Below are 21,768 nucleotides of genomic sequence, written 5' to 3'. Positions count from 1 at the left end.
ATATTTGCGAAATTATCGCTATTACACTTCCATAATTTCTTTTTCTTTGTTTTTTGCGATTTCGTCAACTTTTGCAATATATTTATCTGTTTCTTTTTGGATATCTTCAGTATATCCTCTTAAATCATCTTCTGTAATGCCGCCAGCTTTTTCAAGCTTCTTAAGGTCATCATTACTGTCACGACGTACGTTACGAACAGCAACTTTTGCTTCCTCAGCATATTTTTTCACAACTTTTACAAGATCACGACGACGCTCTTCTGTTAATGCAGGGAATGCAATACGAATTACAGTTCCATCATTAGAAGGGTTTAAGCCTAAATCTGCTTTTAAAATTGCTTTTTCAATATCACCGATAGAAGTTTTATCATAAGGTTGAATTACAAGCAAGCGTGCTTCTGGAACTGTAATGTTCGCTAATTGCACAACTGGTGTTGGTGCACCATAGTAATCAACTTGTACCTTATCTAATACAGACGAGCTTGCACGACCAGCGCGAACTGTTGCTAATTCACGAGAATAAGCAGCAACTGCTTTTTCCATTTTTTCATTTGAAGACTTCAATACTTGTTGTCCCATAATTTATTTCCCCCTTACAACTGTTCCAATATTTTCGCCTAAAACGGCACGTTTAATGTTACCTTTTTCCATAACCGAGAATACAATTAATGGAATATCATTATCCATACATAAAGAAGAAGCTGTAGAATCCATTACACCTAAACCTGCTTTTAATACATCTAAGTAAGTAAGTGTTTCGTATTTCGTAGCTGTTGGGTCAATAGATGGATCTGCACTATATACGCCATCCACATTATTTTTCGCCATTAAAATAACGTCCGCTTCGATTTCAGCTGCACGTAATGCTGCTGTTGTATCTGTAGAGAAGTATGGGTTACCAGTACCTGCAGCAAAGATAACAACACGTTTTTTCTCTAAGTGACGAATTGCTTTACGACGAATGTAAGGCTCTGCCACTTGACGCATCTCAATTGAAGTTTGTACGCGAGTTTGAATTCCAATATTCTCTAAGCTATCTTGAAGAGCTAATGAATTCATAACTGTTGCCAACATGCCCATGTAATCTGCTCCTGCACGATCCATGCCCATTTCACTTCCAATTTTCCCACGCCAAATGTTACCGCCACCAACAACAACAGCAACCTCTACATCAAGTTCTGCAATTTCTTTCACTTGTTCCGCAACTGACTTAATAACAGCTGGGTTAATTCCAAATCCTTGCTCGCCAGCTAAAGCTTCTCCGCTTAGCTTTAAAACGACACGATCATATTTCGGTTTACTCATAATGAACCTCCAATTGCTTACATCTTTATTTTAAAAAAGGGAACACAATGTGTTCCCTAATCTGTATTAGTTGTTACCTTTTACTTGGTTCATTACTTCTTCAGCAAAGTTGTCTTCGCGTTTTTCGATACCTTCACCAACAGCGTAGCGAACGAATCCTTTTAATGTTCCGCCTTTAGACTCAACGAATTGACGAACTTTCATATCAGGGTTCTTAACGAATGTTTGGTCAAGTAAGCAAATCTCTTCAAAGAATTTGCCAAGACGGCCTTCTACCATTTTCGCAACGATTTTTTCAGGCTTGCCTTCGTTTAAAGCTTGTTGTGTTAATACTTGACGCTCATGCTCAACTTCTTCAGCTGTTACAGCATCGCGGTCGATGTATTTAGGGTTAACTGCTGCAATGTGCATTGCTACATCTTTAGCAGCTGCTTCATCAGTAGAACCTTCAAGAACTGTTAATACACCAATACGTCCACCCATGTGTAGGTAAGCGCCGAATGCATCTGCATCAGTTTTTGATACGATTTCGAAACGACGAAGTGTAAGTTTTTCACCAATTTTAGCGATTGCTTCATTGATGTACTCTTCTACTGTTTTGCCGCCTTCAATTGTTTGAGCCATAGCTTCTTCAACGTTAGCAGGTTTGTTAGCTAATAAGTGAGCAGCTAATTCTTTAATTAATGCTTGGAAACCTTCGTTTTTCGCAACGAAATCAGTTTCAGAGTTTAATTCTAAGATTAAACCTTCGTTACCGTTTGTTTCGATGAAAGTTAAACCTTCAGCAGCGATGCGGTCTGCTTTTTTAGCAGCTTTCGCAATACCTTTTTCACGTAAGAAGTCAATTGCTTTCTCCATGTCGCCATTAGTTTCAGTTAAAGCTTTTTTGCAGTCCATCATACCTGCGCCAGTTTTTCCGCGAAGTTCTTTTACCATTTGTGCAGTGATTGCCATATTTTTCATCCTCCTAAAATATGTATTTATACCTTTTATAAAGGTGTTTATACCTTAAAAAAGGTGATAAAAGGCCGAACCCCTTATCACCTTTCCAAATTTGTTACGCAGTAACAGTTTCTTCACCTTGTTTTGTTTCAAGGATCGCGTCTGCCATTTTAGATGTAAGAAGTTTTACAGCACGAATTGCATCATCGTTTGCTGGAATAACGTGATCGATTTCGTCCGGATCACAGTTTGTATCAACGATACCGATGATTGGAATGTGTAATTTGCGTGCTTCAGCAACTGCAATACGCTCTTTACGAGGGTCTACTATGAATAATGCACTTGGAAGACCTTTCATATCTTTAATACCGCCTAAGAATTTCTCAAGACGCTCTAACTCTTTTTTAAGTTGAACAACTTCTTTCTTAGGAAGTACTTCGAAAGTACCATCTTCTTGCATTCTTTCGATATCTTTAAGACGCTTGATACGCTTTTGGATTGTTTGGAAGTTTGTTAAAGTTCCACCTAACCAACGTTGGTTAACGAAGTACATACCAGCACGAGTTGCTTCTTCTTTAATAGCTTCTTGTGCTTGTTTTTTAGTACCTACGAATAAAATGTCTCCACCTTCAGCAGCGATGTCACGCATCGTGCGGTAAGCTTCCTCAACTTTTTTCACAGTTTTTTGTAAGTCGATGATGTAGATACCGTTACGCTCTGTGAAGATGTAACGCTTCATTTTTGGGTTCCAACGACGAGTTTGATGTCCGAAATGAACACCAGCTTCAAGCAATTGTTTCATAGAAATTACTGACATAATTTAGTTCCTCCTAAATGGTTTTTGATATCCTCCATTTACTTCATCTCTAAGCGAAACTACGAACGTAGCACCAACACTTAAATCAGTAAACGTGTGTACTTTGTACTGACACCACTGCTTATTATATCATACTGAAATATTACAATCAAGTCGAAAATGCGAACAATGTAAAACTTTCTTTTTTTCACGCTCAAATTCTAGTATTACCAACCTTCAATTCCTTTAAGCAAGGAATTGAAGGTTAATTAATAGTTTTCTAATGAACGTTGTCATGACGCCTTACGTAAGCAAAATCATTCTCTTAAAAAAACAAAAAACTCTCCTCAACCGAGGAGAGTTTTTTTATAAATTAGTTTGTTTTCAATTTAGCAAGTTCCTGTAGAAACTTGTCGTTTAGCACTTTAATGTATGTTCCTTTCATACCTAAAGAGCGAGACTCAATAACACCAGCACTTTCTAATTTACGTAGTGCATTTACGATTACAGAACGAGTAATTCCTACGCGATCAGCAATTTTACTTGCAACAAGTAAACCTTCTGTTCCGTTTAATTCTTCGAAGATATGCTCGATTGCTTCTAACTCACTGTAAGATAATGAGCTAATCGCCATTTGAACAACAGCTTTACTACGTGCTTCCTCTTCGATTGCTTCTGCTTTTTCACGTAAGATTTCCATACCTACTACAGTTGAGCTGTATTCAGCAAGAATTAAATCATCGTCTAAGAACTCTTGACCAAGACGAGCTAATACTAGTGTACCTAGACGCTCACCGCCACCAACGATTGGTACGATTGTAGTTAAACCTTGACCGAATAATTCTCTATTTTCTACTGGGAATGCTGTGTAGTCACTATCCACACCTAAATTTGAAGATGTTTCTGTAACATGGAATAAGCTTTGCGTATACTCTTCTGGGAATTGACGCTCTGCAAGCATGTGCTGCATACGTTCGTTCTCGATTTGTTGGTGAATCGCATATCCTAATAATTTACCGCGACGACTTACAACGAACACGTTCGCTTCAATTACTTCACACATTGTGTCAGACATCTCTCTAAAGTTTACAGGCTTTCCTGCTGCGCTCTGTAATAACGCATTTAATTTTCTCGTTTTTGCTAATAATTCCATTTCAAAAGTTCCTCCTACATGTTACTTACATATTTTTTCATCACTTGGAAACTAGGGCGAGTCACCTGATGACACTATTACAAAATAAACTGGCTCACATCTTTATTTTTAGCTATTGTCGCTAATTTTTCCTCAACATATTGAGGTGTTATCGTTATTTTCTCTAACGTAATTTCAGATGCCTCAAACGATAAATCTTCAAGGAGCTTCTCCATAACAGTATGAAGTCTTCTCGCTCCAATATTATCTGTATCCTGATTAACTTGATAAGCAATCTCAGCAATCTTACGAATAGCTTCGTCTGAAAATTCAATTTCTATACCTTCAGTCGCTAATAACGCCATGTACTGTTTAATTAACGCATTGTCAGGCTCGATTAATATTTTAACAAAATCATCCGCCGATAATTTTGTTAATTCTACTCGAATCGGAAATCTCCCTTGCAATTCCGGAATTAAATCCGACGGTTTAGACATATGGAACGCTCCAGCTGCAACAAATAAAATATAATCGGTTTTTACTGACCCGTATTTTGTTGCTACATTCGATCCTTCTACAATCGGTAAAATGTCACGTTGCACACCTTCACGCGATACATCTACGCTATTCGACTGCTTACCAGCAATTTTGTCAATTTCATCGATAAAAATAATCCCGAGCTGTTCAGCACGATAAACAGCCTCTTGTGTAACTTCATCCATATCAATTAAGCGCTGTGCCTCTTCATTTGTCAAGAGTTTTCTTGCTTCTTTTACAGAAAGTTTACGTTTTTTCGTTTTTTTCGGCATGATACTTCCTAGTGCATCTTGGAAATTCATTCCCATTTGCTCCATGCCAGTTCCTTGCAACATATCAAACATAGAAGACTGTTGTTCCGTCACTTCGATCGATATCACTTCATCTTCAAGAAGGCCTGCCGCAAGCTTTCTTTCCACATCTTGACGTTTCTTTTCGATTTCATCATCTTCCTGTGCATCAGATGTTTGGTTTGAATTTTGATTACCACCAAAAAGCATTTCTAATGGATTTTTAAATCCAGATTGTTTCTCCGGACTCGGCACTAAAATTTCAACAAGACGTTGATTCGCTTGCTCTTCTGCTTTATCTTGAACTTTAACTACCATTTCCTCTTTCACAATACGAACAGATGTTTCGACAAGATCGCGGACCATCGACTCTACATCTCGACCCACATATCCAACTTCTGTAAATTTCGTCGCTTCAACCTTAATAAAAGGTGCTCCAACGAGTTTCGCCATTCGCCGTGCTACCTCTGTTTTACCAACACCTGTCGGTCCAATCATTAAAATGTTTTTAGGTGCAATTTCATCACGTAAATTTTCAACTAATTTACTGCGACGGTATCGATTTCGTAGAGCTACAGCAACCGCTTTCTTTGCATCTTTTTGACCGATGATGTATTGATCTAATTTTTCCACAATTTGACGCGGAGTAAAATGTAAATGCATATAAAATGCCTCCCTTACGATTCTACAATTCTTCAACAATTATGTTGTGGTTCGTATAAACACAAATATCGCCTGCAATTTCTAAACTGGCCTTCGCAATTTGTTTCGCTGTTAAATGTTCACTTGCATGTTGCTTTAAAGCACGACCAGCAGCAAGTGCATAATGTCCGCCTGAACCAATTGCTAAAATACCATCATCTGGTTCAATCACTTCTCCTGTACCTGAAACAAGGAGCATCGTTGTTTTATCCATGACAATGAGCATTGCTTCTAGCTGACGTAGCATTTTATCACCACGCCATTGTTTCGCCATCTCAACTGCAGCGCGCTGCAAGTTGCCATTATACTCTTCTAATTTTCCTTCAAACATTTCAAAAAGAGTAAATGCATCAGCAACTGATCCTGCAAAACCCGCTAAAACTTTCCCTTGGAAAAGTTTGCGAACTTTGCGAGCTGTATGTTTCATTACAACAGCATTCCCCATCGTTACCTGACCATCTCCAGCCATTGCACATTCTCCATTATGATGAACTGCAAATATCGTTGTAGCGTGGAAATTTCCCATAGAAAAAACTCCTTTATATGTTTTTATAGCCTTAAAAGCAATTTATGCCCGCGGGTGATGCTTCATGTACACAGAACGCAATCTTTCTTTAGAGACATGCGTATAAATTTGTGTCGTTGACAAACTCTCATGACCTAATAGCTCCTGCACAGTACGTAAATCCGCTCCTTCATCCAACATATGTGTAGCAAATGTATGCCTTAACATATGGGGACTTATCCGCATTGTAAGTGAAGCTTTCTTAATGAGTTCGTTCAAAACATAACGTACACCCTGATCTGTTAACGGCTTACCTTTCGCATTTAAAAATACCATATGAGATTGTTCTTCAGTCTTTTGAGCTAACTGTTTTCTCCCGTTCTCTATATAAGTAATTAAAGCATCTTGTGCATAGCTTCCGAACGGAATATATCTTTGTTTTTTCCCTTTTCCCATCACTAAAATTGTTCCCACTGCAAAGTCAATGTCCGTAAGTTGCAAATTAACGCATTCGCTTACACGAATCCCAGTTGCATACATCAACTCTAATAAAGCTTGATTCCTTTGACCTAATGGCGCCCCTGTATCAGAAACTTCAAACAATTCCTCTAACTCTTCAGCATATAAAAACTTTGGGATTGATAATTCTTTCTTGGGAAGTGATGCAAGTGCAAACGGATTATCTTTTTGATAACCTTCACGCATCAAAAAACGATATAAACTTCGTAAGCTTGATACTTTCCTTGCGACAGATTTACGGGCTAACTTCTGATCGTGCAACGTCGTCAAGTATAAACGAACATCCGCGTATGTAACATCTAAAAAAGAGGATATGCCTTCTCGCTCCATAAATTGCACAAAATGTTCTAAATCATTTTGATAACTTGCAATTGTATATTTTGAATAATTTCTTTCAATTTGTAAATATCCAACGAATAATTGTAACAATTTCTTCACATTCACATCCATATAACTCACCTCAATAAAGGCTACTAAATCGTATCACAACTTAGTAGCCTTTGCAAGAAATTTAATTAAATATTTACAAAATTTTGAATTGTTTCCAAAGCGCGTGTAGCATATGCTTCATTTCGCTCTTGTTTCTTTTTAATTTTCTTCTCTAACGGTGTAAATAAACCGAAGTTTGCATTCATTGGCTGGAAGTTTTTCGCATTTGTCGCAGTAATATAATTTGCCATACTTCCCATTGCAGTTACAGGTGGTAATACAACTGGCTCTTCACCTTGTACAAGTCGAGCAGCGTTAATACCCGCTAATAATCCTGATGCTGCTGATTCAACATAACCCTCTACCCCAGTCATTTGACCAGCGAAGAATAAATCATCACGTTGTTTATATTGATATGTTGGACGAAGCAAATTAGGCGAATTAATAAACGTATTACGATGCATTACACCATAACGTACAATCTCTGCGTTTTCTAGTCCTGGAATTAGCTGTAACACTTCTTTTTGTGGCCCCCACTTTAAATGTGTTTGGAAGCCCACAATATTGTATAATGTTCCTGCTGCATCATCTTGACGTAACTGAACAACCGCATACGGTGTTTTCCCTGTTTTCGGATCTTCTAACCCAACAGGCTTCATCGGTCCAAATACTAACGTCTGTCTTCCTCTACTTGCCATAACTTCTACTGGCATACAACCTTCAAAGAAAATTTCTTTTTCAAATTCTTTTAAAGGCACTGTCTCAGCAGCAATTAAAGCCTCATAAAAGCGATCAAACTCTTCTTCTGTCATTGGACAGTTTAAATATGCCGCTTCACCTTTATCATAACGAGATTTTAAATATACTTTATTCATGTCAATGCTGTCTTTCTCAACGATTGGCGCTGCAGCATCATAGAAATAAAAATAATCTTCACCTGTTAGTTTTTTTAATTGTGCAGAAAGACCCGGAGACGTAAGTGGACCTGTCGCAATAACAGTTGGTCCCTCTGGAATTTCAGTAATTTCCTCATTCATTACAGTTACGTTCGGATGATTTTTCACATATTCAGTCACTTTCGCCGCGAATTCATGACGGTCTACAGCTAAAGCACCTCCTGCTGGTACAGAGCACTCATCAGCTGCACGAATAATGACAGAATCCATTAGGCGCATTTCTTCTTTAATAACACCGACAGCATTTGTTAATGTGTTTGCGCGAAGTGAGTTACTACATACTAATTCAGCAAATTTATCTGTATGATGAGCTGGTGTTTGCCTTACTGGTCTCATTTCATATAATTTTACTTGGACACCACGCTTTGCAATTTGGTAAGCTGCTTCGCTTCCTGCAAGACCTGCGCCAATGACGTTTACTACCTGTGTTGTCATATATATATCACCTTTCCTTTTCTTCCCGAAAAAAATGTGAGCAGTTACGCTCACATTTGTTGTTCTTCTTCATAATCACACGAAACACATTGTACTTGCACGCCTTTTTTCAACTTTTTCTCTACGAGCATACCTTCACACTTCGGACATTTACGACCAATCGGCTTATCCCAAGATACAAAGTCACATTCTGGATACGTACCGCATCCGTAGAAAAGACGTTTCTTTTTATTACTACGGCGTTCAATAATTTGCCCTTTATCACACTTCGGACAAGTAACACCGATTTCTTTTACAATCGGTTTTGTATTACGACATTCCGGGAAATTCGAACAAGCCATAAACTTCCCATATTTACCCATTTTAAAGACCATCGGGTGACTACATAATTCACAGTCTTCCCCAGCTGGTTCATCTTTAATTTCCACTTCACGCATTTCTTTTTCCGCTTTTTCTAAGCGCGGTTCAAATCCTACGTAGAAATCATCAACAATTTTCACCCAATTTGCATTTCCTTCTTCTACTTCATCAAGGCTTTGCTCCATATTGGCAGTAAATTCAATGTTAATAATTTCTGGGAAAAACTCTAAAATAAGTTCGATTACTATTCCACCAAGCTCAGTCGGAACGAAGCGTTTATTATCTAAAGCAACGTATCCTCTTTTTTGGATTGTTTCAAGTGTCGGTACATAAGTAGACGGCCTCCCAATTCCAAGCTCTTCCAGTGTTCTTACTAGACGAGCCTCTGTATAACGCGGCGGAGGCTGTGTGTAATGTTGCTTCGGTTCTATATCTTTTGAAAATACAGTTTCACCTACTTCTAACGGTGGCAACATCTTATCCTTTTCTTCCGCACCATCATCTTTCGACTCTACGTACACTTTCATAAATCCTGGGAACTTTACAACTGATCCACTTGCACGGAACTGAACATTGTTATTAATGAGTTTCGCTGTAACAGTATCCATTATAGCAGATGCCATTTGACTTGCAACAAATCGCTCCCAAATCAGTTTATACAAACGGAGTTGATCACGACTTAAGAAACTTTTTAGTTCCTCTGGCTTTCTCATTACCGAAGTAGGACGAATCGCCTCATGCGCATCTTGTGCTTTCGACTTTTTCGTTTCCTTCTTCTTCTCTGTTCCTATGTATTCCGCACCAAACGCCTCAGTAATGTAATCACGAGCCTCTGTTTGAGCTGTTTCTGAGATACGTGTTGAATCAGTTCTCATATACGTAATAAGACCTACAGTCCCTTGTTTTCCAAGATCCATCCCTTCATACAGCTGCTGTGCAAGCATCATTGTTTTCTTTGCTCGCATATTTAACTTACGCGCAGCCTCTTGTTGCAAGGAAGATGTTGTAAACGGTAATGCAGGGTTACGCTTTCGCTCTTTTCGCGTTACATTTTCAACCGAAAACGCATTGTCTTTCATCTTTTCGATTATTTCGTTCACTTGTGCTTCGTTCGTTAATTGAACTTTTTCACCATCTACGCCGTAAAAGCTTGCTTCAAATGTGTCTTTCCCTTTCACAAATTCTGTTTTAATTGTCCAGAATTCTTCAGGTTCAAAACTTTGAATTTCTTTTTCACGTTCGATGATTAAACGAACTGCTACAGATTGTACGCGTCCTGCACTTAATCCTTTTTTTACTTTCTTCCATAATAAAGGACTAATATTGTAGCCAACAAGACGATCGAGTATACGCCTTGCCTGTTGTGCATCTACTAAATCCATATTAATTGCACGAGGATATTTAAATGATTCTTTTATTGCATCTTTTGTAATCTCATTAAATACAACTCGGCAATCTGATTCAACGTCCACATTTAACGTATTTGCTAAATGCCAAGCAATTGCTTCTCCTTCACGATCCGGATCGGCCGCGAGATAGACTTTCTTTGCTTTTTTTGCCGCTGATTTTAAATCTTTTAAAACGGGACCCTTACCACGAATGGTAATATACTTCGGGGTGAAGTTATTCTTTACTTCTATCCCCATTTGGCTTTTAGGTAAATCGCGGACATGTCCCATGGACGCGACGACTTTGTATTTTTTCCCTAAATATTTTTCAATGGTCTTCGCCTTAGAAGGCGACTCCACGATTACGAGGTAATCTGACATGCTAGTGCCTCCTTAAGAGGTGGATTCAAGTCTTCATCAATCTTATTGATTTCTCTTGTTTTTGTCAATCAAGAATGAATATACCATACAGCGACAATCTACCATTTGTCAATAATTGTTTAATAAAAACATAAAAATATATGGTTAATTTAAAATTTCTTCAAGGATATCCTCCGCATTTCTTACTAGCTTTGCGCCTTGTTGAATTAGATGATTCGTTCCCGCTACACTCTCTATAAATATAGGTCCAGGAAGCGCAAACACCTCTCTATTTTGTTCTAACGCAAGGTCTGCAGTAATAAGGGATCCACTTCTCGTTTTTGCTTCTACAACTAAAACACCTTTACTTATACCGCTAATAATTCGATTTCTTTTTGGGAAATACCATTTTTTCGGCACATAATGAGGCGGATACTCTGTCAATAACAATATATAATCTTTCCACGTGTCATATAAACCTCTATGTGTCATATAAACCTCTATTCTCCTTTGGATACATATAAGATAATCCGTGTCCTAATATTGCAATAGTCGGGCAATGCTGCCTTACTGTAACTTCATGAGCAATTGTATCTATCCCTCTTGCAAACCCACTAACAATAAGCCATTCTTTTTCAAGTAAAGGTTGTAAAATAAACTTCATACTCTCCTTTCCATATAAAGACGGTTCTCTCGTTCCAACAATCGCTAATTTATTTATCTTGCTAAGAAAATCTCTCTCTCCTTTTCCGTATAAAACAAAAGGGGGATCTTGTATTTCCTGTAATAGTTGCGGATACTCCTCATCCCATATGGTTATATAAAATATTCCATTTTTTTCTAAATAGGATACATATTGCTTTAGATTTGAAGTCTGAAGGAAATTTACTAGTTCTGAAGATTTTTTCGGGGATATTCCAGCGTAATATTCAAATTGTTTCGGACTAAAAGTGTATATTCTCTTCAGTTCCGGATCAACATATAGTAGTCTCTCCATCGCCTTCCAATGATCCGCCAACATGTAATGAAGGTGCAATAAACGTTCTCTTTTCATCTCAATTCTCCTTACCCATAATTTTTATTATGTAAACAAAAAATGTGTAAAAAGACACCCTCTAATAAGAAGGTGTCTTTCAAAAAGATTAGTAGTTTTTACAAGTCTCAAATAATCCCTTTTCTTTTAAAACAGAGATTAATGTTTCACCCATAACAGCTGGTGTTTCCGCTACTTTAATACCACAAGCTTCCATTGTTTTAATCTTTTCAGCAGCAGTTCCTTTGCCGCCAGAAATGATCGCCCCAGCATGACCCATACGTTTGCCTTCAGGCGCAGTTTGACCGCCAATGAAGCCTACAACTGGTTTTGTCATATTAGCTTGTACCCACTCAGCTGCCTCTTCTTCTGCCGTACCGCCGATTTCACCAATCATAATTACAGCATGCGTTTCTTCATCTTCATTAAATGCTTTTAACGCATCAATAAAGTCCGTACCGTTAACAGGGTCTCCGCCGATACCTACAGCAGTAGATTGGCCAATACCTTCTTGTGTTAACTGATGTACAGCTTCATACGTTAATGTACCAGAGCGAGATACGATACCAACATGACCTTTTTTGTGAATATATCCTGGCATAATACCAATTTTACATTCGTCAGGTGTAATAACACCAGGACAGTTTGGTCCAAGTAAACGTGTATGTTTACCCGCCATATATCTCTTAACATTTACCATATCTAATACAGGGATTCCTTCAGTAATACATACTACTAAATCAATCTTTGCATCAACAGCTTCCATAATTGCATCAGCCGCAAAAGCGGGTGGAACGTATACAACTGAAGCGTTTGCGCCTGTTGCTTTCACAGCATCTTCTACTGTATCAAATACTGGTACGCCTTCAATATCAGTGCCACCTTTACCTGGTGTTACACCACCTACAATTTTCGTACCGTATTCAATCATTTGCTTTGTATGGAATAACCCTTGAGAACCTGTAATACCTTGAACAATAACTTTTGTATCTTTATTAACTAATACGCTCATTTTTCTCCCCCGCTTTCTATTAGCCCACTAGTGAAACAATTTTTTGTGCACCGTCTGCCATAGATTCTGCTGCAACAATATTTAAACCAGACTCATTTAAAATTTTCTTTCCTAACTCTACGTTTGTACCTTCAAGACGTACAACTAAAGGCAACTCAAGACCTACCTGCTTCGTTGCTTCAATAACACCTTCTGCGATAACATCACACTTCATAATGCCACCAAAAATGTTAACGAAGATACCTTTTACATTTTTGTCAGAAAGGATAATTTTGAATGCTTCTGTAACTTTTTCAGCTGTTGCGCCGCCACCAACATCTAAGAAGTTAGCTGGGTCACCATGGTAATGTTTAATGATATCCATTGTAGCCATTGCTAAACCTGCACCATTAACCATACAACCGATATTTCCATCTAAAGGAATGTAGTTTAAGTCATATTTAGAAGCTTCAATTTCTTTTGAATCTTCTTCTTCAAGGTCACGAAGTTCTAAAATATCTTTATTGCGATATAACGCATTAGAATCAAAGTTTAATTTTGCATCTAACGCCATTACTTTACCGTCACCTGTTGTAACAAGTGGATTAATCTCAGCGATAGAGCAATCTTTTTCGATAAACGCACTGTATAAGCCCATCATAAACTTCACAGCTTGTCCTACAAGTTCTTTTGGAATATTGATGTTAAACGCGATTCGACGCGCTTGGAAACCTTGTAAACCTACTGCTGGATCAATATATTCTTTAAATATTTTTTCAGGCGTTTTTTCTGCTACTTCTTCAATTTCTGTTCCACCTTCTTCAGATGCCATTAAAACAACTTGAGAAGTTGCACGATCTAATACAAGACCTACATAATATTCTTTTTTAATATCGCAACCTTCTTCGATAAGTAAGCGTTTTACTTCCTTACCTTCAGGACCTGTTTGATGCGTCACAAGTGTCGTTCCTAAAATGCTTTCTGCATATGTACGAACTTCTTCTAAATTTTTCGCAACTTTTACACCGCCAGCTTTGCCGCGTCCACCAGCGTGAATTTGCGCTTTAACTACACATACTTCCGTTCCTAATTCTTTCGCTGCTTCTACAGCTTCTTCTACTGTAAATGCAACCTTCCCGTTCGGAACGCTAACCCCATAGCTTCTAAGGACTGCCTTACCTTGGTACTCATGGATATTCATAGTCCCATCCTCCCCTGTTTTCCTGTTTTACTCAAAAAGTTTTTTAATGTTTAAAAAACATTACATTGCCATTGTATAAGATGATTGGCACGCTGTCTACAATAAAGTGTCAGAAAACTGAAATCGCTTTATTCTTTTTCGAAAATAATAATGTTTATATACCAAAATAAAAAATAAGCTGTGAATATACAGCTTATTTTTGAATCATATCTTTAATTGGCGCAAATGATTTTCGATGTTCCTCTAATACTCCATGTGCTTCAATCGCTTCTAAATGCTGTTTCGTCCCATATCCCATATGTTGTTCAAATCCATATGCAGGATACTTCCCTCCTAACTCTTTCATCATGCGATCTCTCGTGACTTTCGCAATAATAGATGCAGCTGAGATAGAGACACTTTTCGCATCACCTTTAATGATTGATGTTTGTGGAATTGATGTAGGAAGCTTCATCGCATCGATTAATAAATATTCTGGTGTACATGATAAATTAGCAACGGCATCTAACATCGCTTGCTTCGTCGCTTGATAAATATTTATTTCATCAATAACTTGTGGTGATACAATTCCAACTCCAATCGCAATTGCATGCTCTTTAATTTCATCATAAAAACGCTCACGTTTCGCTTCACTTAATTTTTTCGAGTCATTTAATCCTGGAATATAAAAATCTTCTGGAAGGACGACAGCCGCGGTCACAACAGGTCCTGCTAACGGCCCACGGCCCACTTCATCAATGCCAGCAATGTACGTGAGCCCTTTTTCACGTAACTCATTTTCGTACTTTGACATTTCTAGAAATTTCCCTCTTTCTTTTTGAGCTAATTCTTTTTGTTTATACCACTTCAAAATTAGTTTTTGAACACCTTTTCTCTCATCTTTCACTAACATTTGAAAACGCTCGTCTTCTTCACTCATAATTTCTTGCAGCAAACATCCCGCTTCTTGAATAGTCATTTTTTGCATTCATTTACACTCCTTTTAAACGTAACCAAAAAGAAAAGACGTACAAACGCACGTCTTATACTTCTTCTACTTTTTCTACATCTTCCACCTGCTCCGCAAACTCTTCTGGTGTTTCAAATGTCATTTTCCCAAATCTTCCACCACGAAGCTCACGAAGTATAAGCTCAGATGTTTTATCATAATCAATCATTCCGCCGCCCATTAAGCAACCTCTGTTTTTTCCAATTGCATCAAATAACTCCACAATTTCTTCTGGAATGTCATTTAACTTATATCGCTCTTTTAAACGTTCTGGATAATGTTTTTCCATAAAACGTAATGCATAAATAGCTACATCCTGTAGATTTAATATAGAATCTTTAATTGCACCCGTCGTCGCTAAACGAAGACCAACTAATTCATCTTCAAATTTAGGCCACAAAATACCTGGTGTATCTAATAATTCCATTTCTTTCCCAACTTTAATCCACTGCTGAGCCGTTGTCACACCAGGACGATCTCCTGTTTTTGCTATATTTTTCTTCGCTAATTTATTAATCAGTGTAGATTTACCAACGTTTGGAATACCTACAATTAAAGCACGAATTGCTCTTGGTCTAATGCCTTTAGCAACCATTTTATCGAATTTTTCTTTGACAAGCACTTTACAAGCTGCTGCAATTTCTTTCATACCTTGTCCAGCTTGTGCATTAATTGAAATTGCCTTTTGACCTCTTTCATCAAAATATGCAATCCACTGCTTTGTAAGACGATCATCCGCCATATCCGCTTTATTTAAAACAACAAGCCTTGGTTTATGCGTAATAATTTCATCAATCATTGGATTACGAGAAGATAAAGGTAATCGAGCATCTACAAGCTCAATTACAACATCAATTAACTTTAATTTTTCTGTTACTTGGCGTCTAGCCTTTGCCATATGTCCCGGGAACCATTGGATTACCATGTTGCCACCTTCTTTTTCTTTTATTTCACAATACGTGCATCTTTTAACGGCCAATATAGCATATTTGCTTTACCAATCACTTGGTCCATTGAAATTGTACCAATCGAACGGCTATCTTTACTAAAACGACGATTATCGCCTAAAACAAATAATTGACCTTCTGGAACAGTTTTCTTTCCTGTCATTTCTTCAAGAGTAAAATCATATGTAAGCGGTCCGTCAGCAAGTTGTTTTTTCTGCTTATCTAAATACGGCTCCTCATAAGGTTTCCCGTTAACATATAGTTTATCATTACGGTATTCGATTTCGTCGCCTGGCAGGCCAATAATACGCTTAATGTAATCTTTTTCTTCCGTCGCTCGGAATACAATAATATCAAAGCGTTTCGGATCACCTATGTGATAGCCAATTTTATTAACAATCATTCGATCACGGTCATGTAAAGTCGGCGACATGGATACACCATCTACGAGAATTGGGGCAAAGAAAAACTGTCTAATTACGCCCGCTAATACAACAGCAATCAAAATTGCTTTGATCCATTCCCAAAGTGAGCTCTTCTCTTTCTTCATGCTTTCCCCTCCACAGTTATGTAAGCTGCTCGTATTATACCAAAATTTCATATAGATTGGAAAAAGGGAGCTTGTGTATTTACAAGCTCCCATACATGTCTTATCGAATTTCTTTAATACGTGCTTTTTTACCGCGAAGGTTACGTAAGTAGTATAACTTAGCACGACGTACTTTACCACGGCGAAGTACTTCGATGTTCGCGATTCTTGGCGTGTGAACTGGGAATGTACGCTCAACACCTACACCGTAAGAAATCTTACGAACTGTGAATGTTTCACTGATTCCGCCACCACGACGTTTAATTACAACACCTTCGAAAAGCTGAATTCTTTCACGAGTTCCCTCAACTACTTTTACGTGTACACGTAAAGTGTCTCCAGGACGGAATGAAGGAAGGTCAGTTTTCAATTGGCCTTTTGTGATTTCTGTGATCAATTGTTGCATATTAAATTCTCTCCTTTAAACAGATGCTCTTATAAAGTCTTATTAAATTACAGCGGAACATCGTTAATACGGCTACTGATTTCAGTAGCACAAATGTTATAATAGCATATTGCTAGGACTGTTGCAATAGAAAATATATCAAGCCCTTATCGGTCTTCTTTAATCTGTTCCAGCCATTTCTCTTCTTGCTTAGATAATTCTCGTTCTTCCAGTAAATCCGGTCTACGTGTGTACGTACGACGTAGTGACTCTTTATGGCGCCATTCATCAATGTTTTTATGATTTCCTGACATTAGTACATCCGGTACCTTCATACCACGAAAATCAGCAGGACGTGTATAATGTGGGTGCTCTAACAAACCTGTGCTAAAAGAGTCTTCCACTTGTGATGTTTGATTCCCCAGCACTCCTGGCAAAAGACGTACAACACTGTCAGTGACTACCATAGAAGCCAATTCTCCACCCGTTAATACGTAATCCCCAATAGAAATCTCATCTGTTACAAGATGCTCACGAATTCGTTCATCGTATCCTTCATAATGGCCACATACAAAAATAACATGCTCTTCTCCAGCAAGCTCTTCTGCCTTCTTCTGCGTGAAACGCTCTCCTTGTGGACACATTAAGACGATTCTCGGCTTACGGTCTGTTTCCTTAGTTAACTCTTCTACTGCATCAAAGATAGGCTGCGGGGTTAATACCATACCAGCGCCCCCACCATACGGATAATCATCTACACTATTATGCTTACTAGTTGTATACTCACGGAAATTGACAACACGAAGCTCTACCGCTTCTTTTTCTTGTGCTTTCTTTAAAATTGAAGACCCAAATACACCCGTAAACATATCTGGAAACAATGTTAAAATGTCAATTTTCATTATAGTAGCCCTTCCATTACATGAATGGTTACTAATTTATTTTCAATGTTAACTTGAAGTACAACGTCATCAATATAAGGAATTAACAGATCTTGACCTTTTGGACGTTTAATCACCCAAACGTCATTCGCACCAGGAGATAGAATCTCTTTGATTGTCCCTAACGCTTCTCCTTCTTCCGTTACAACGTTGCAACCAATAATTTCATGGTAGTAGTATTCACCTTCAGCTAGTTCGCCTAACTGCTCTTCTGGTACTTTTATTAAAGAACCTTTAAACTTCTCTGCTTCATCTACATTGTTGTATCCTTCAAATGTTAATAAATCAAATGTCTTATGTTGACGATGAGCAGTTACCTTCACTGTAAGATAGTCTGTACCTTTCTCATCCCATATGTATAACGTGTTCCCTACTTTATATCGCTCTTCTGGAAAATCAGTACGAGAAATAACACGAATTTCTCCTTTTACGCCATGAGTATTTACAATTTTCCCTACGTTAAACCATTTTGTCATAAATAGTATGTCACCCCTGGTTTCTATATAAATTAAGCATTTCCATTTCATATATGGAACATGCAATTTCTCTTTAAATGTTAAAAAAGGGAGAGGAAATAACTCCTCGCCCTTTTTACGTTTATTGAATTTCCAGTGTGACGTTCTCATCATTATGATGTCCCACTGAATACAAGAGCATTCGAATCGCTTTCGCAACTTTCCCTTGCTTTCCAATGACTTTTCCAACATCCTCAGGATGTACAGTTAATCGATACTTTATTTCTCCGTTGCAAAGTTCCTGTGTAACTTTTACATCTCCAGGATGATCCACAAGAGGTTTAACAATTGTCTCGACTAACATTTTCATTGTCATTGCCTCAATTACTTACCTTGTTTAGATAAGTGGAATTTCTCCATGATACCTTGGTTAGAGAAAAGGTTACGAACTGTATCAGATGGTTTAGCACCATTTCCTAACCATTTTAATGCTGCTTCTTCGTTGATCTTAACTTCCGCTGGTTGAGCAACCGGATTGTAAGTACCGATTTCCTCAATGAAACGTCCGTCACGAGGAGAACGAGAATCTGCAACAACTACACGATAGAAAGGAGTTTTTTTAGCTCCCATACGTTTTAAACGAATTTTAACTGCCATTTATAAAGCACCTCCGAATTTATTTCACACAGATAATTATATTAGCAAAAAGACTATTGCTTTGTAAAGTATTTTTTCTTAACAGAGCTATCTTTTTTCCTTACATGAATGGAAACTTCAATCCACCTAGTCCTTTTTTCTTACCTTTTTGCATTCCCGTCATCGTCTTCATCATTTTTTTCATATCATCAAATTGCTTGATTAGACGATTGATTTCTTGTACCGTTGTACCGCTACCTTTGGCAATGCGCTTTTTACGACTAGCATTGATTATTTCCGGTTGTTCTCGTTCTACTTTAGTCATAGAACGAATAATTGCCTCAATATGCCCAATTTGTTTTTCATCAACTTGTGCATTTTTCAGCCCTTTAATTTTATTTGCACCGGGAAGCATTCCTAACAATTCGTCAAGCGGTCCAAGTTGACGCACTTGTCCAAGTTGTTCTAGGAAATCGTCAAGCGTAAACGAAAGCGTACGCATTTTTTGCTCAAGTTCTTTTGCTTTCTCTTCATCAACTGTAGCTTGCGCTTTTTCAATTAATGTTAAGACGTCACCCATCCCTAAAATACGGGATGCCATACGTTCTGGATGGAACGCTTCAATTGCATCTAGTTTTTCACCCATACCAGCAAATTTAATTGGTGTATTTGTTACAGCCTTAATAGATAATGCCGCACCACCGCGCGTATCACCATCTAATTTCGTTAATACAACACCTGTTAATCCTAACTGTTCATGGAAACTTTGTGCTACATTTACCGCGTCTTGTCCTGTCATCGCATCGACAACAAGGAAAATTTCATCCGGTTTCGCAACTTCTTTGACTTTCGCTAATTCATCCATTAGTTCTTCATCAATATGCAGGCGACCCGCTGTATCGATTAAAACATAATCGTGATGATCTTCTTTTGCTTTCGCAATCGCTTGTTTCGCAATTTCAACCGGACTTACTTGATCTCCTAAGGAGAAAACAGGCATGTCCAATTGCTTCCCTAATGTTTCAAGCTGTTGAATTGCTGCTGGACGGTAAATATCCGCTGCAACAAGCATCGGTTTACGATTATGCTTTTTACGAAGCAAATTCGCAAGCTTACCTGTCGTCGTTGTTTTACCCGCACCTTGCAGACCAACCATCATTATAACAGTAGGTGGCTTATTAGCAACAGCAATTTTGCTTTGCTCTCCGCCCATAAGTTCTGTAAGTTCTTCCTGTACGATTTTAATTACTTGTTGTCCAGGTGTCAAACTTTTCATTACATCTTGTCCGACAGCACGCTCAGACACACGCTTTATAAAATCTTTTACTACTTTAAAGTTAACATCCGCTTCTAAAAGAGCTAGACGAACTTCTCTCATCATTTCTTTCACATCGGCTTCAGAAACTTTTCCTTTGCCGCGGATTTTTTGCATTGTCTGTTGAAGTCGGTCGGCTAATCCTTCAAATGCCATATTGCCGCCCTCCTAATCTAATTTTTCGATAGCTTCAACAACTTGTTTCATTTCTTCATACACATGCTCTTCTTCGCTGATTAGCTGTTTTAGCTTTGCAACAAGTCGCTGTCGCTCTTGAAACTTTTGAAGTAATACTAATTTATCTTCATATTCTTCAAGCATCGCTTCAGTCCGTTTAATGTTATCATACACGGCTTGGCGACTTACATCAAATTCTTCCGCAATTTCACCAAGAGATAAATCATCTAGATAATAAAGCGACATATAACTTCTTTGTTTTTGCGTTAACAACGATTGATAAAAATCAAATAAATAATTCATTCTCGTTGTTTTCTCGAGCATGTTGGATCATCCTTTGTTAAGTGATTTCCCTTTACATGATTTAGTTTACATGGAGTACAAAAGAGTGTCAAGTTTTTTTCTTAACATCACATATTTTTATAGAAAAAGAAGCGGAAACACCGCTTCTTTCACTTACACTTCTTCTGTTTCTACTAAGTTCGCAAACAAACCATAAACATATTGTTCTGGATCAAACTGCTGCAGATCATCCATTTGCTCTCCTAGCCCAACAAATTTCACCGGAACATCCATTTCGTTACGAATCGCTAAGACGATACCACCTTTAGCAGTTCCATCTAACTTCGTTAAAACAATACCAGTAACATTTGTTGCTTCACGGAATGTTTTCGCTTGGCTTAAGCCATTTTGTCCTGTTGTTGCATCAATAACTAGTAATACTTCATGAGGAGCCCCTGGTACTTCACGCTCAATTACGCGCTTCACTTTCTCTAACTCTTTCATTAAGTTTACTTTATTTTGTAAGCGTCCTGCTGTATCACATAGTAATACATCCACTTTACGGGCCTTTGCCGCTTGTACAGCATCATACATAACCGCCGCTGGGTCAGATCCTGATCCTTGTTTAATTACTTCTACACCAACACGATCGCCCCATACTTCTAATTGTTCAATCGCCCCAGCACGGAATGTATCTCCTGCCGCCAATAGGACAGACTTACCTTCTGATTTAAATTTATGTGCAAGCTTACCAATCGTCGTCGTTTTCCCCACACCATTAACACCAACAAATAAAACTACCGTTAATTGATCCTCTTGTATATTAACTTCATTACTAAAGTCGCTGTCACCTTTGTAAATTCCCACTAGCTTTTCAGAAATAACAGCCTGTACTTCTTTCGGATCTTGAATGTTACGACGTTGCACTTCTTCTTTCAACTGATCAATTAATTCCATCACTGTCGAAACTCCGACATCCGCACTAATTAAAATTTCTTCTAATTCCTCAAAGAAATCTTCGTCTATTTTACGGTAACGGTACACTAAGTCATTTACTTTATCAGCAAATGAATTTCTCGTTTTTTCTAATCCTTGTTTAAACTTCTCTGTTACCGTATCCGTTTGTTTTGAAATTTTTTCTTTTAATTTTTTTAAAAAACTCATACTTCCCA

The 21,768-nt window shown here is 37.9% G+C and carries 23 protein-coding genes and 1 pseudogene; all 24 read right to left on the bottom strand.

Annotated elements, in window-relative coordinates; all coding sequences use genetic code 11:
- Nucleotides 1-21: 21 nt before the first annotated feature.
- Nucleotides 22-579 (bottom strand): ribosome recycling factor, encoded by a 558-nt coding sequence (frr, locus tag ACE38F_RS09855; RefSeq protein ID WP_215553958.1) that lies wholly within the window; start codon nt 577-579, stop codon nt 22-24.
- A gap of 3 nt (nt 580-582) precedes the next feature.
- A complete protein-coding gene (pyrH, locus tag ACE38F_RS09850; protein WP_002146098.1) occupies nt 583-1,305 on the bottom strand; it encodes a UMP kinase in 723 nt (240 codons plus the stop codon).
- 66 nt (nt 1,306-1,371) lie between these two features.
- Nucleotides 1,372-2,259 carry a translation elongation factor Ts gene (gene tsf, locus ACE38F_RS09845; RefSeq protein ID WP_002160738.1) on the bottom strand — a complete coding sequence of 296 codons (888 nt, stop codon included), beginning with the start codon at nt 2,257-2,259 and terminating at the stop codon, nt 1,372-1,374.
- A 103-nt stretch (nt 2,260-2,362) separates the two neighbouring features.
- On the bottom strand, nt 2,363-3,064 hold the full coding sequence (rpsB, locus tag ACE38F_RS09840; protein WP_002088178.1) for a 30S ribosomal protein S2: 702 nt from the start codon (nt 3,062-3,064) through the stop codon (nt 2,363-2,365).
- A 352-nt stretch (nt 3,065-3,416) separates the two neighbouring features.
- Entirely contained in the window at nt 3,417-4,196 is a 780-nt protein-coding gene (codY, locus tag ACE38F_RS09835) for a GTP-sensing pleiotropic transcriptional regulator CodY (RefSeq protein ID WP_215553959.1), read from the bottom strand.
- Nucleotides 4,197-4,273: 77 nt separating this feature from the next.
- The gene (gene hslU / locus ACE38F_RS09830) at nt 4,274-5,665 is read right to left on the bottom strand and encodes an ATP-dependent protease ATPase subunit HslU (RefSeq protein WP_002146096.1); all 1,392 of its coding nucleotides are present in this window, start codon (nt 5,663-5,665) and stop codon (nt 4,274-4,276) included.
- A 22-nt stretch (nt 5,666-5,687) separates the two neighbouring features.
- Nucleotides 5,688-6,230 carry an ATP-dependent protease proteolytic subunit HslV gene (hslV, locus tag ACE38F_RS09825; RefSeq protein WP_002014538.1) on the bottom strand — a complete coding sequence of 181 codons (543 nt, stop codon included), beginning with the start codon at nt 6,228-6,230 and terminating at the stop codon, nt 5,688-5,690.
- Nucleotides 6,231-6,272: 42 nt separating this feature from the next.
- Complete coding sequence (gene xerC / locus ACE38F_RS09820; RefSeq protein ID WP_375369627.1) at nt 6,273-7,172, bottom strand: tyrosine recombinase XerC; 900 nt, start codon at nt 7,170-7,172, stop codon at nt 6,273-6,275.
- A 71-nt stretch (nt 7,173-7,243) separates the two neighbouring features.
- Nucleotides 7,244-8,548, bottom strand: coding sequence for an FADH(2)-oxidizing methylenetetrahydrofolate--tRNA-(uracil(54)-C(5))-methyltransferase TrmFO (gene trmFO, locus ACE38F_RS09815; RefSeq protein WP_341306006.1), 1,305 nt, complete (start codon nt 8,546-8,548; stop codon nt 7,244-7,246).
- A gap of 50 nt (nt 8,549-8,598) precedes the next feature.
- Nucleotides 8,599-10,677 (bottom strand): type I DNA topoisomerase, encoded by a 2,079-nt coding sequence (topA, locus tag ACE38F_RS09810; protein WP_341306005.1) that lies wholly within the window; start codon nt 10,675-10,677, stop codon nt 8,599-8,601.
- 144 nt (nt 10,678-10,821) lie between these two features.
- Nucleotides 10,822-11,710 (bottom strand): annotated as a pseudogene (dprA, locus tag ACE38F_RS09805) (DNA-processing protein DprA).
- A gap of 88 nt (nt 11,711-11,798) precedes the next feature.
- Nucleotides 11,799-12,701: a succinate--CoA ligase subunit alpha gene (gene sucD, locus ACE38F_RS09800; RefSeq protein WP_000115186.1), complete on the bottom strand. Its 903-nt coding sequence runs from the start codon at nt 12,699-12,701 to the stop codon at nt 11,799-11,801.
- A 19-nt stretch (nt 12,702-12,720) separates the two neighbouring features.
- The gene (gene sucC / locus ACE38F_RS09795) at nt 12,721-13,881 is read right to left on the bottom strand and encodes an ADP-forming succinate--CoA ligase subunit beta (protein WP_002014529.1); all 1,161 of its coding nucleotides are present in this window, start codon (nt 13,879-13,881) and stop codon (nt 12,721-12,723) included.
- Nucleotides 13,882-14,074: 193 nt separating this feature from the next.
- On the bottom strand, nt 14,075-14,848 hold the full coding sequence (locus tag ACE38F_RS09790; protein WP_375369427.1) for a ribonuclease HII: 774 nt from the start codon (nt 14,846-14,848) through the stop codon (nt 14,075-14,077).
- Nucleotides 14,849-14,903: 55 nt separating this feature from the next.
- Complete coding sequence (gene ylqF / locus ACE38F_RS09785) at nt 14,904-15,794, bottom strand: ribosome biogenesis GTPase YlqF (RefSeq protein ID WP_002066792.1); 891 nt, start codon at nt 15,792-15,794, stop codon at nt 14,904-14,906.
- 20 nt (nt 15,795-15,814) lie between these two features.
- Nucleotides 15,815-16,366, bottom strand: a complete 552-nt coding sequence (gene lepB / locus ACE38F_RS09780; RefSeq protein ID WP_002066791.1) for a signal peptidase I — start codon at nt 16,364-16,366, stop codon at nt 15,815-15,817.
- Between the two features lie 100 nt (nt 16,367-16,466).
- Nucleotides 16,467-16,811, bottom strand: coding sequence for a 50S ribosomal protein L19 (gene rplS / locus ACE38F_RS09775; protein ID WP_002014524.1), 345 nt, complete (start codon nt 16,809-16,811; stop codon nt 16,467-16,469).
- 146 nt (nt 16,812-16,957) lie between these two features.
- Nucleotides 16,958-17,692: a tRNA (guanosine(37)-N1)-methyltransferase TrmD gene (gene trmD, locus ACE38F_RS09770; RefSeq protein ID WP_002014522.1), complete on the bottom strand. Its 735-nt coding sequence runs from the start codon at nt 17,690-17,692 to the stop codon at nt 16,958-16,960.
- Entirely contained in the window at nt 17,692-18,207 is a 516-nt protein-coding gene (gene rimM, locus ACE38F_RS09765; protein ID WP_033710827.1) for a ribosome maturation factor RimM, read from the bottom strand. The genes trmD and rimM overlap by 1 nt, the downstream gene beginning before the upstream one ends.
- A gap of 121 nt (nt 18,208-18,328) precedes the next feature.
- Complete coding sequence (locus tag ACE38F_RS09760; protein WP_002088196.1) at nt 18,329-18,556, bottom strand: KH domain-containing protein; 228 nt, start codon at nt 18,554-18,556, stop codon at nt 18,329-18,331.
- A 14-nt stretch (nt 18,557-18,570) separates the two neighbouring features.
- Nucleotides 18,571-18,843: a 30S ribosomal protein S16 gene (rpsP, locus tag ACE38F_RS09755; RefSeq protein ID WP_000268750.1), complete on the bottom strand. Its 273-nt coding sequence runs from the start codon at nt 18,841-18,843 to the stop codon at nt 18,571-18,573.
- 100 nt (nt 18,844-18,943) lie between these two features.
- The gene (gene ffh / locus ACE38F_RS09750; protein WP_215553963.1) at nt 18,944-20,293 is read right to left on the bottom strand and encodes a signal recognition particle protein; all 1,350 of its coding nucleotides are present in this window, start codon (nt 20,291-20,293) and stop codon (nt 18,944-18,946) included.
- A 12-nt stretch (nt 20,294-20,305) separates the two neighbouring features.
- Complete coding sequence (locus ACE38F_RS09745; protein WP_002160734.1) at nt 20,306-20,638, bottom strand: putative DNA-binding protein; 333 nt, start codon at nt 20,636-20,638, stop codon at nt 20,306-20,308.
- Nucleotides 20,639-20,770: 132 nt separating this feature from the next.
- Nucleotides 20,771-21,760: a signal recognition particle-docking protein FtsY gene (gene ftsY / locus ACE38F_RS09740; RefSeq protein ID WP_002160733.1), complete on the bottom strand. Its 990-nt coding sequence runs from the start codon at nt 21,758-21,760 to the stop codon at nt 20,771-20,773.
- Nucleotides 21,761-21,768: the final 8 nt, after the last annotated feature.

Origin of the sequence: Bacillus altaicus, assembly GCF_042136375.2 — a bacterium.
GTDB classification, from domain to species: domain Bacteria; phylum Bacillota; class Bacilli; order Bacillales; family Bacillaceae_G; genus Bacillus_A; species Bacillus_A cereus_U.
The sequence above is the reverse complement of the archived record's forward strand: the minus strand, read 5'-3'. Positions and strand labels throughout refer to the sequence as shown.

What these genes read in the sequence shown, in the direction of transcription:
- ylqF (WP_002066792.1), bottom strand. Translation starts at nt 15,794, where the DNA reads ATGGTAATCCAATGGTTCCCGGGACATATGGCAAAGGCTAGACGCCAA.
- ACE38F_RS09760 (WP_002088196.1), bottom strand. Translation starts at nt 18,556, where the DNA reads ATGAAAATGTTAGTCGAGACAATTGTTAAACCTCTTGTGGATCATCCT.
- rpsB (WP_002088178.1), bottom strand. Translation starts at nt 3,064, where the DNA reads ATGTCAGTAATTTCTATGAAACAATTGCTTGAAGCTGGTGTTCATTTC.
- rpsP (WP_000268750.1), bottom strand. Translation starts at nt 18,843, where the DNA reads ATGGCAGTTAAAATTCGTTTAAAACGTATGGGAGCTAAAAAAACTCCT.
- frr (WP_215553958.1), bottom strand. Translation starts at nt 579, where the DNA reads ATGGGACAACAAGTATTGAAGTCTTCAAATGAAAAAATGGAAAAAGCA.
- codY (WP_215553959.1), bottom strand. Translation starts at nt 4,196, where the DNA reads ATGGAATTATTAGCAAAAACGAGAAAATTAAATGCGTTATTACAGAGC.
- hslV (WP_002014538.1), bottom strand. Translation starts at nt 6,230, where the DNA reads ATGGGAAATTTCCACGCTACAACGATATTTGCAGTTCATCATAATGGA.
- tsf (WP_002160738.1), bottom strand. Translation starts at nt 2,259, where the DNA reads ATGGCAATCACTGCACAAATGGTAAAAGAACTTCGCGGAAAAACTGGC.
- lepB (WP_002066791.1), bottom strand. Translation starts at nt 16,366, where the DNA reads ATGAAGAAAGAGAAGAGCTCACTTTGGGAATGGATCAAAGCAATTTTG.
- topA (WP_341306005.1), bottom strand. Translation starts at nt 10,677, where the DNA reads ATGTCAGATTACCTCGTAATCGTGGAGTCGCCTTCTAAGGCGAAGACC.
- trmD (WP_002014522.1), bottom strand. Translation starts at nt 17,692, where the DNA reads ATGAAAATTGACATTTTAACATTGTTTCCAGATATGTTTACGGGTGTA.
- hslU (WP_002146096.1), bottom strand. Translation starts at nt 5,665, where the DNA reads ATGCATTTACATTTTACTCCGCGTCAAATTGTGGAAAAATTAGATCAA.
- ffh (WP_215553963.1), bottom strand. Translation starts at nt 20,293, where the DNA reads ATGGCATTTGAAGGATTAGCCGACCGACTTCAACAGACAATGCAAAAA.
- pyrH (WP_002146098.1), bottom strand. Translation starts at nt 1,305, where the DNA reads ATGAGTAAACCGAAATATGATCGTGTCGTTTTAAAGCTAAGCGGAGAA.
- sucD (WP_000115186.1), bottom strand. Translation starts at nt 12,701, where the DNA reads ATGAGCGTATTAGTTAATAAAGATACAAAAGTTATTGTTCAAGGTATT.
- ACE38F_RS09745 (WP_002160734.1), bottom strand. Translation starts at nt 20,638, where the DNA reads ATGCTCGAGAAAACAACGAGAATGAATTATTTATTTGATTTTTATCAA.
- trmFO (WP_341306006.1), bottom strand. Translation starts at nt 8,548, where the DNA reads ATGACAACACAGGTAGTAAACGTCATTGGCGCAGGTCTTGCAGGAAGC.
- sucC (WP_002014529.1), bottom strand. Translation starts at nt 13,881, where the DNA reads ATGAATATCCATGAGTACCAAGGTAAGGCAGTCCTTAGAAGCTATGGG.
- rimM (WP_033710827.1), bottom strand. Translation starts at nt 18,207, where the DNA reads ATGACAAAATGGTTTAACGTAGGGAAAATTGTAAATACTCATGGCGTA.
- ftsY (WP_002160733.1), bottom strand. Translation starts at nt 21,760, where the DNA reads ATGAGTTTTTTAAAAAAATTAAAAGAAAAAATTTCAAAACAAACGGAT.
- rplS (WP_002014524.1), bottom strand. Translation starts at nt 16,811, where the DNA reads ATGCAACAATTGATCACAGAAATCACAAAAGGCCAATTGAAAACTGAC.
- ACE38F_RS09790 (WP_375369427.1), bottom strand. Translation starts at nt 14,848, where the DNA reads ATGCAAAAAATGACTATTCAAGAAGCGGGATGTTTGCTGCAAGAAATT.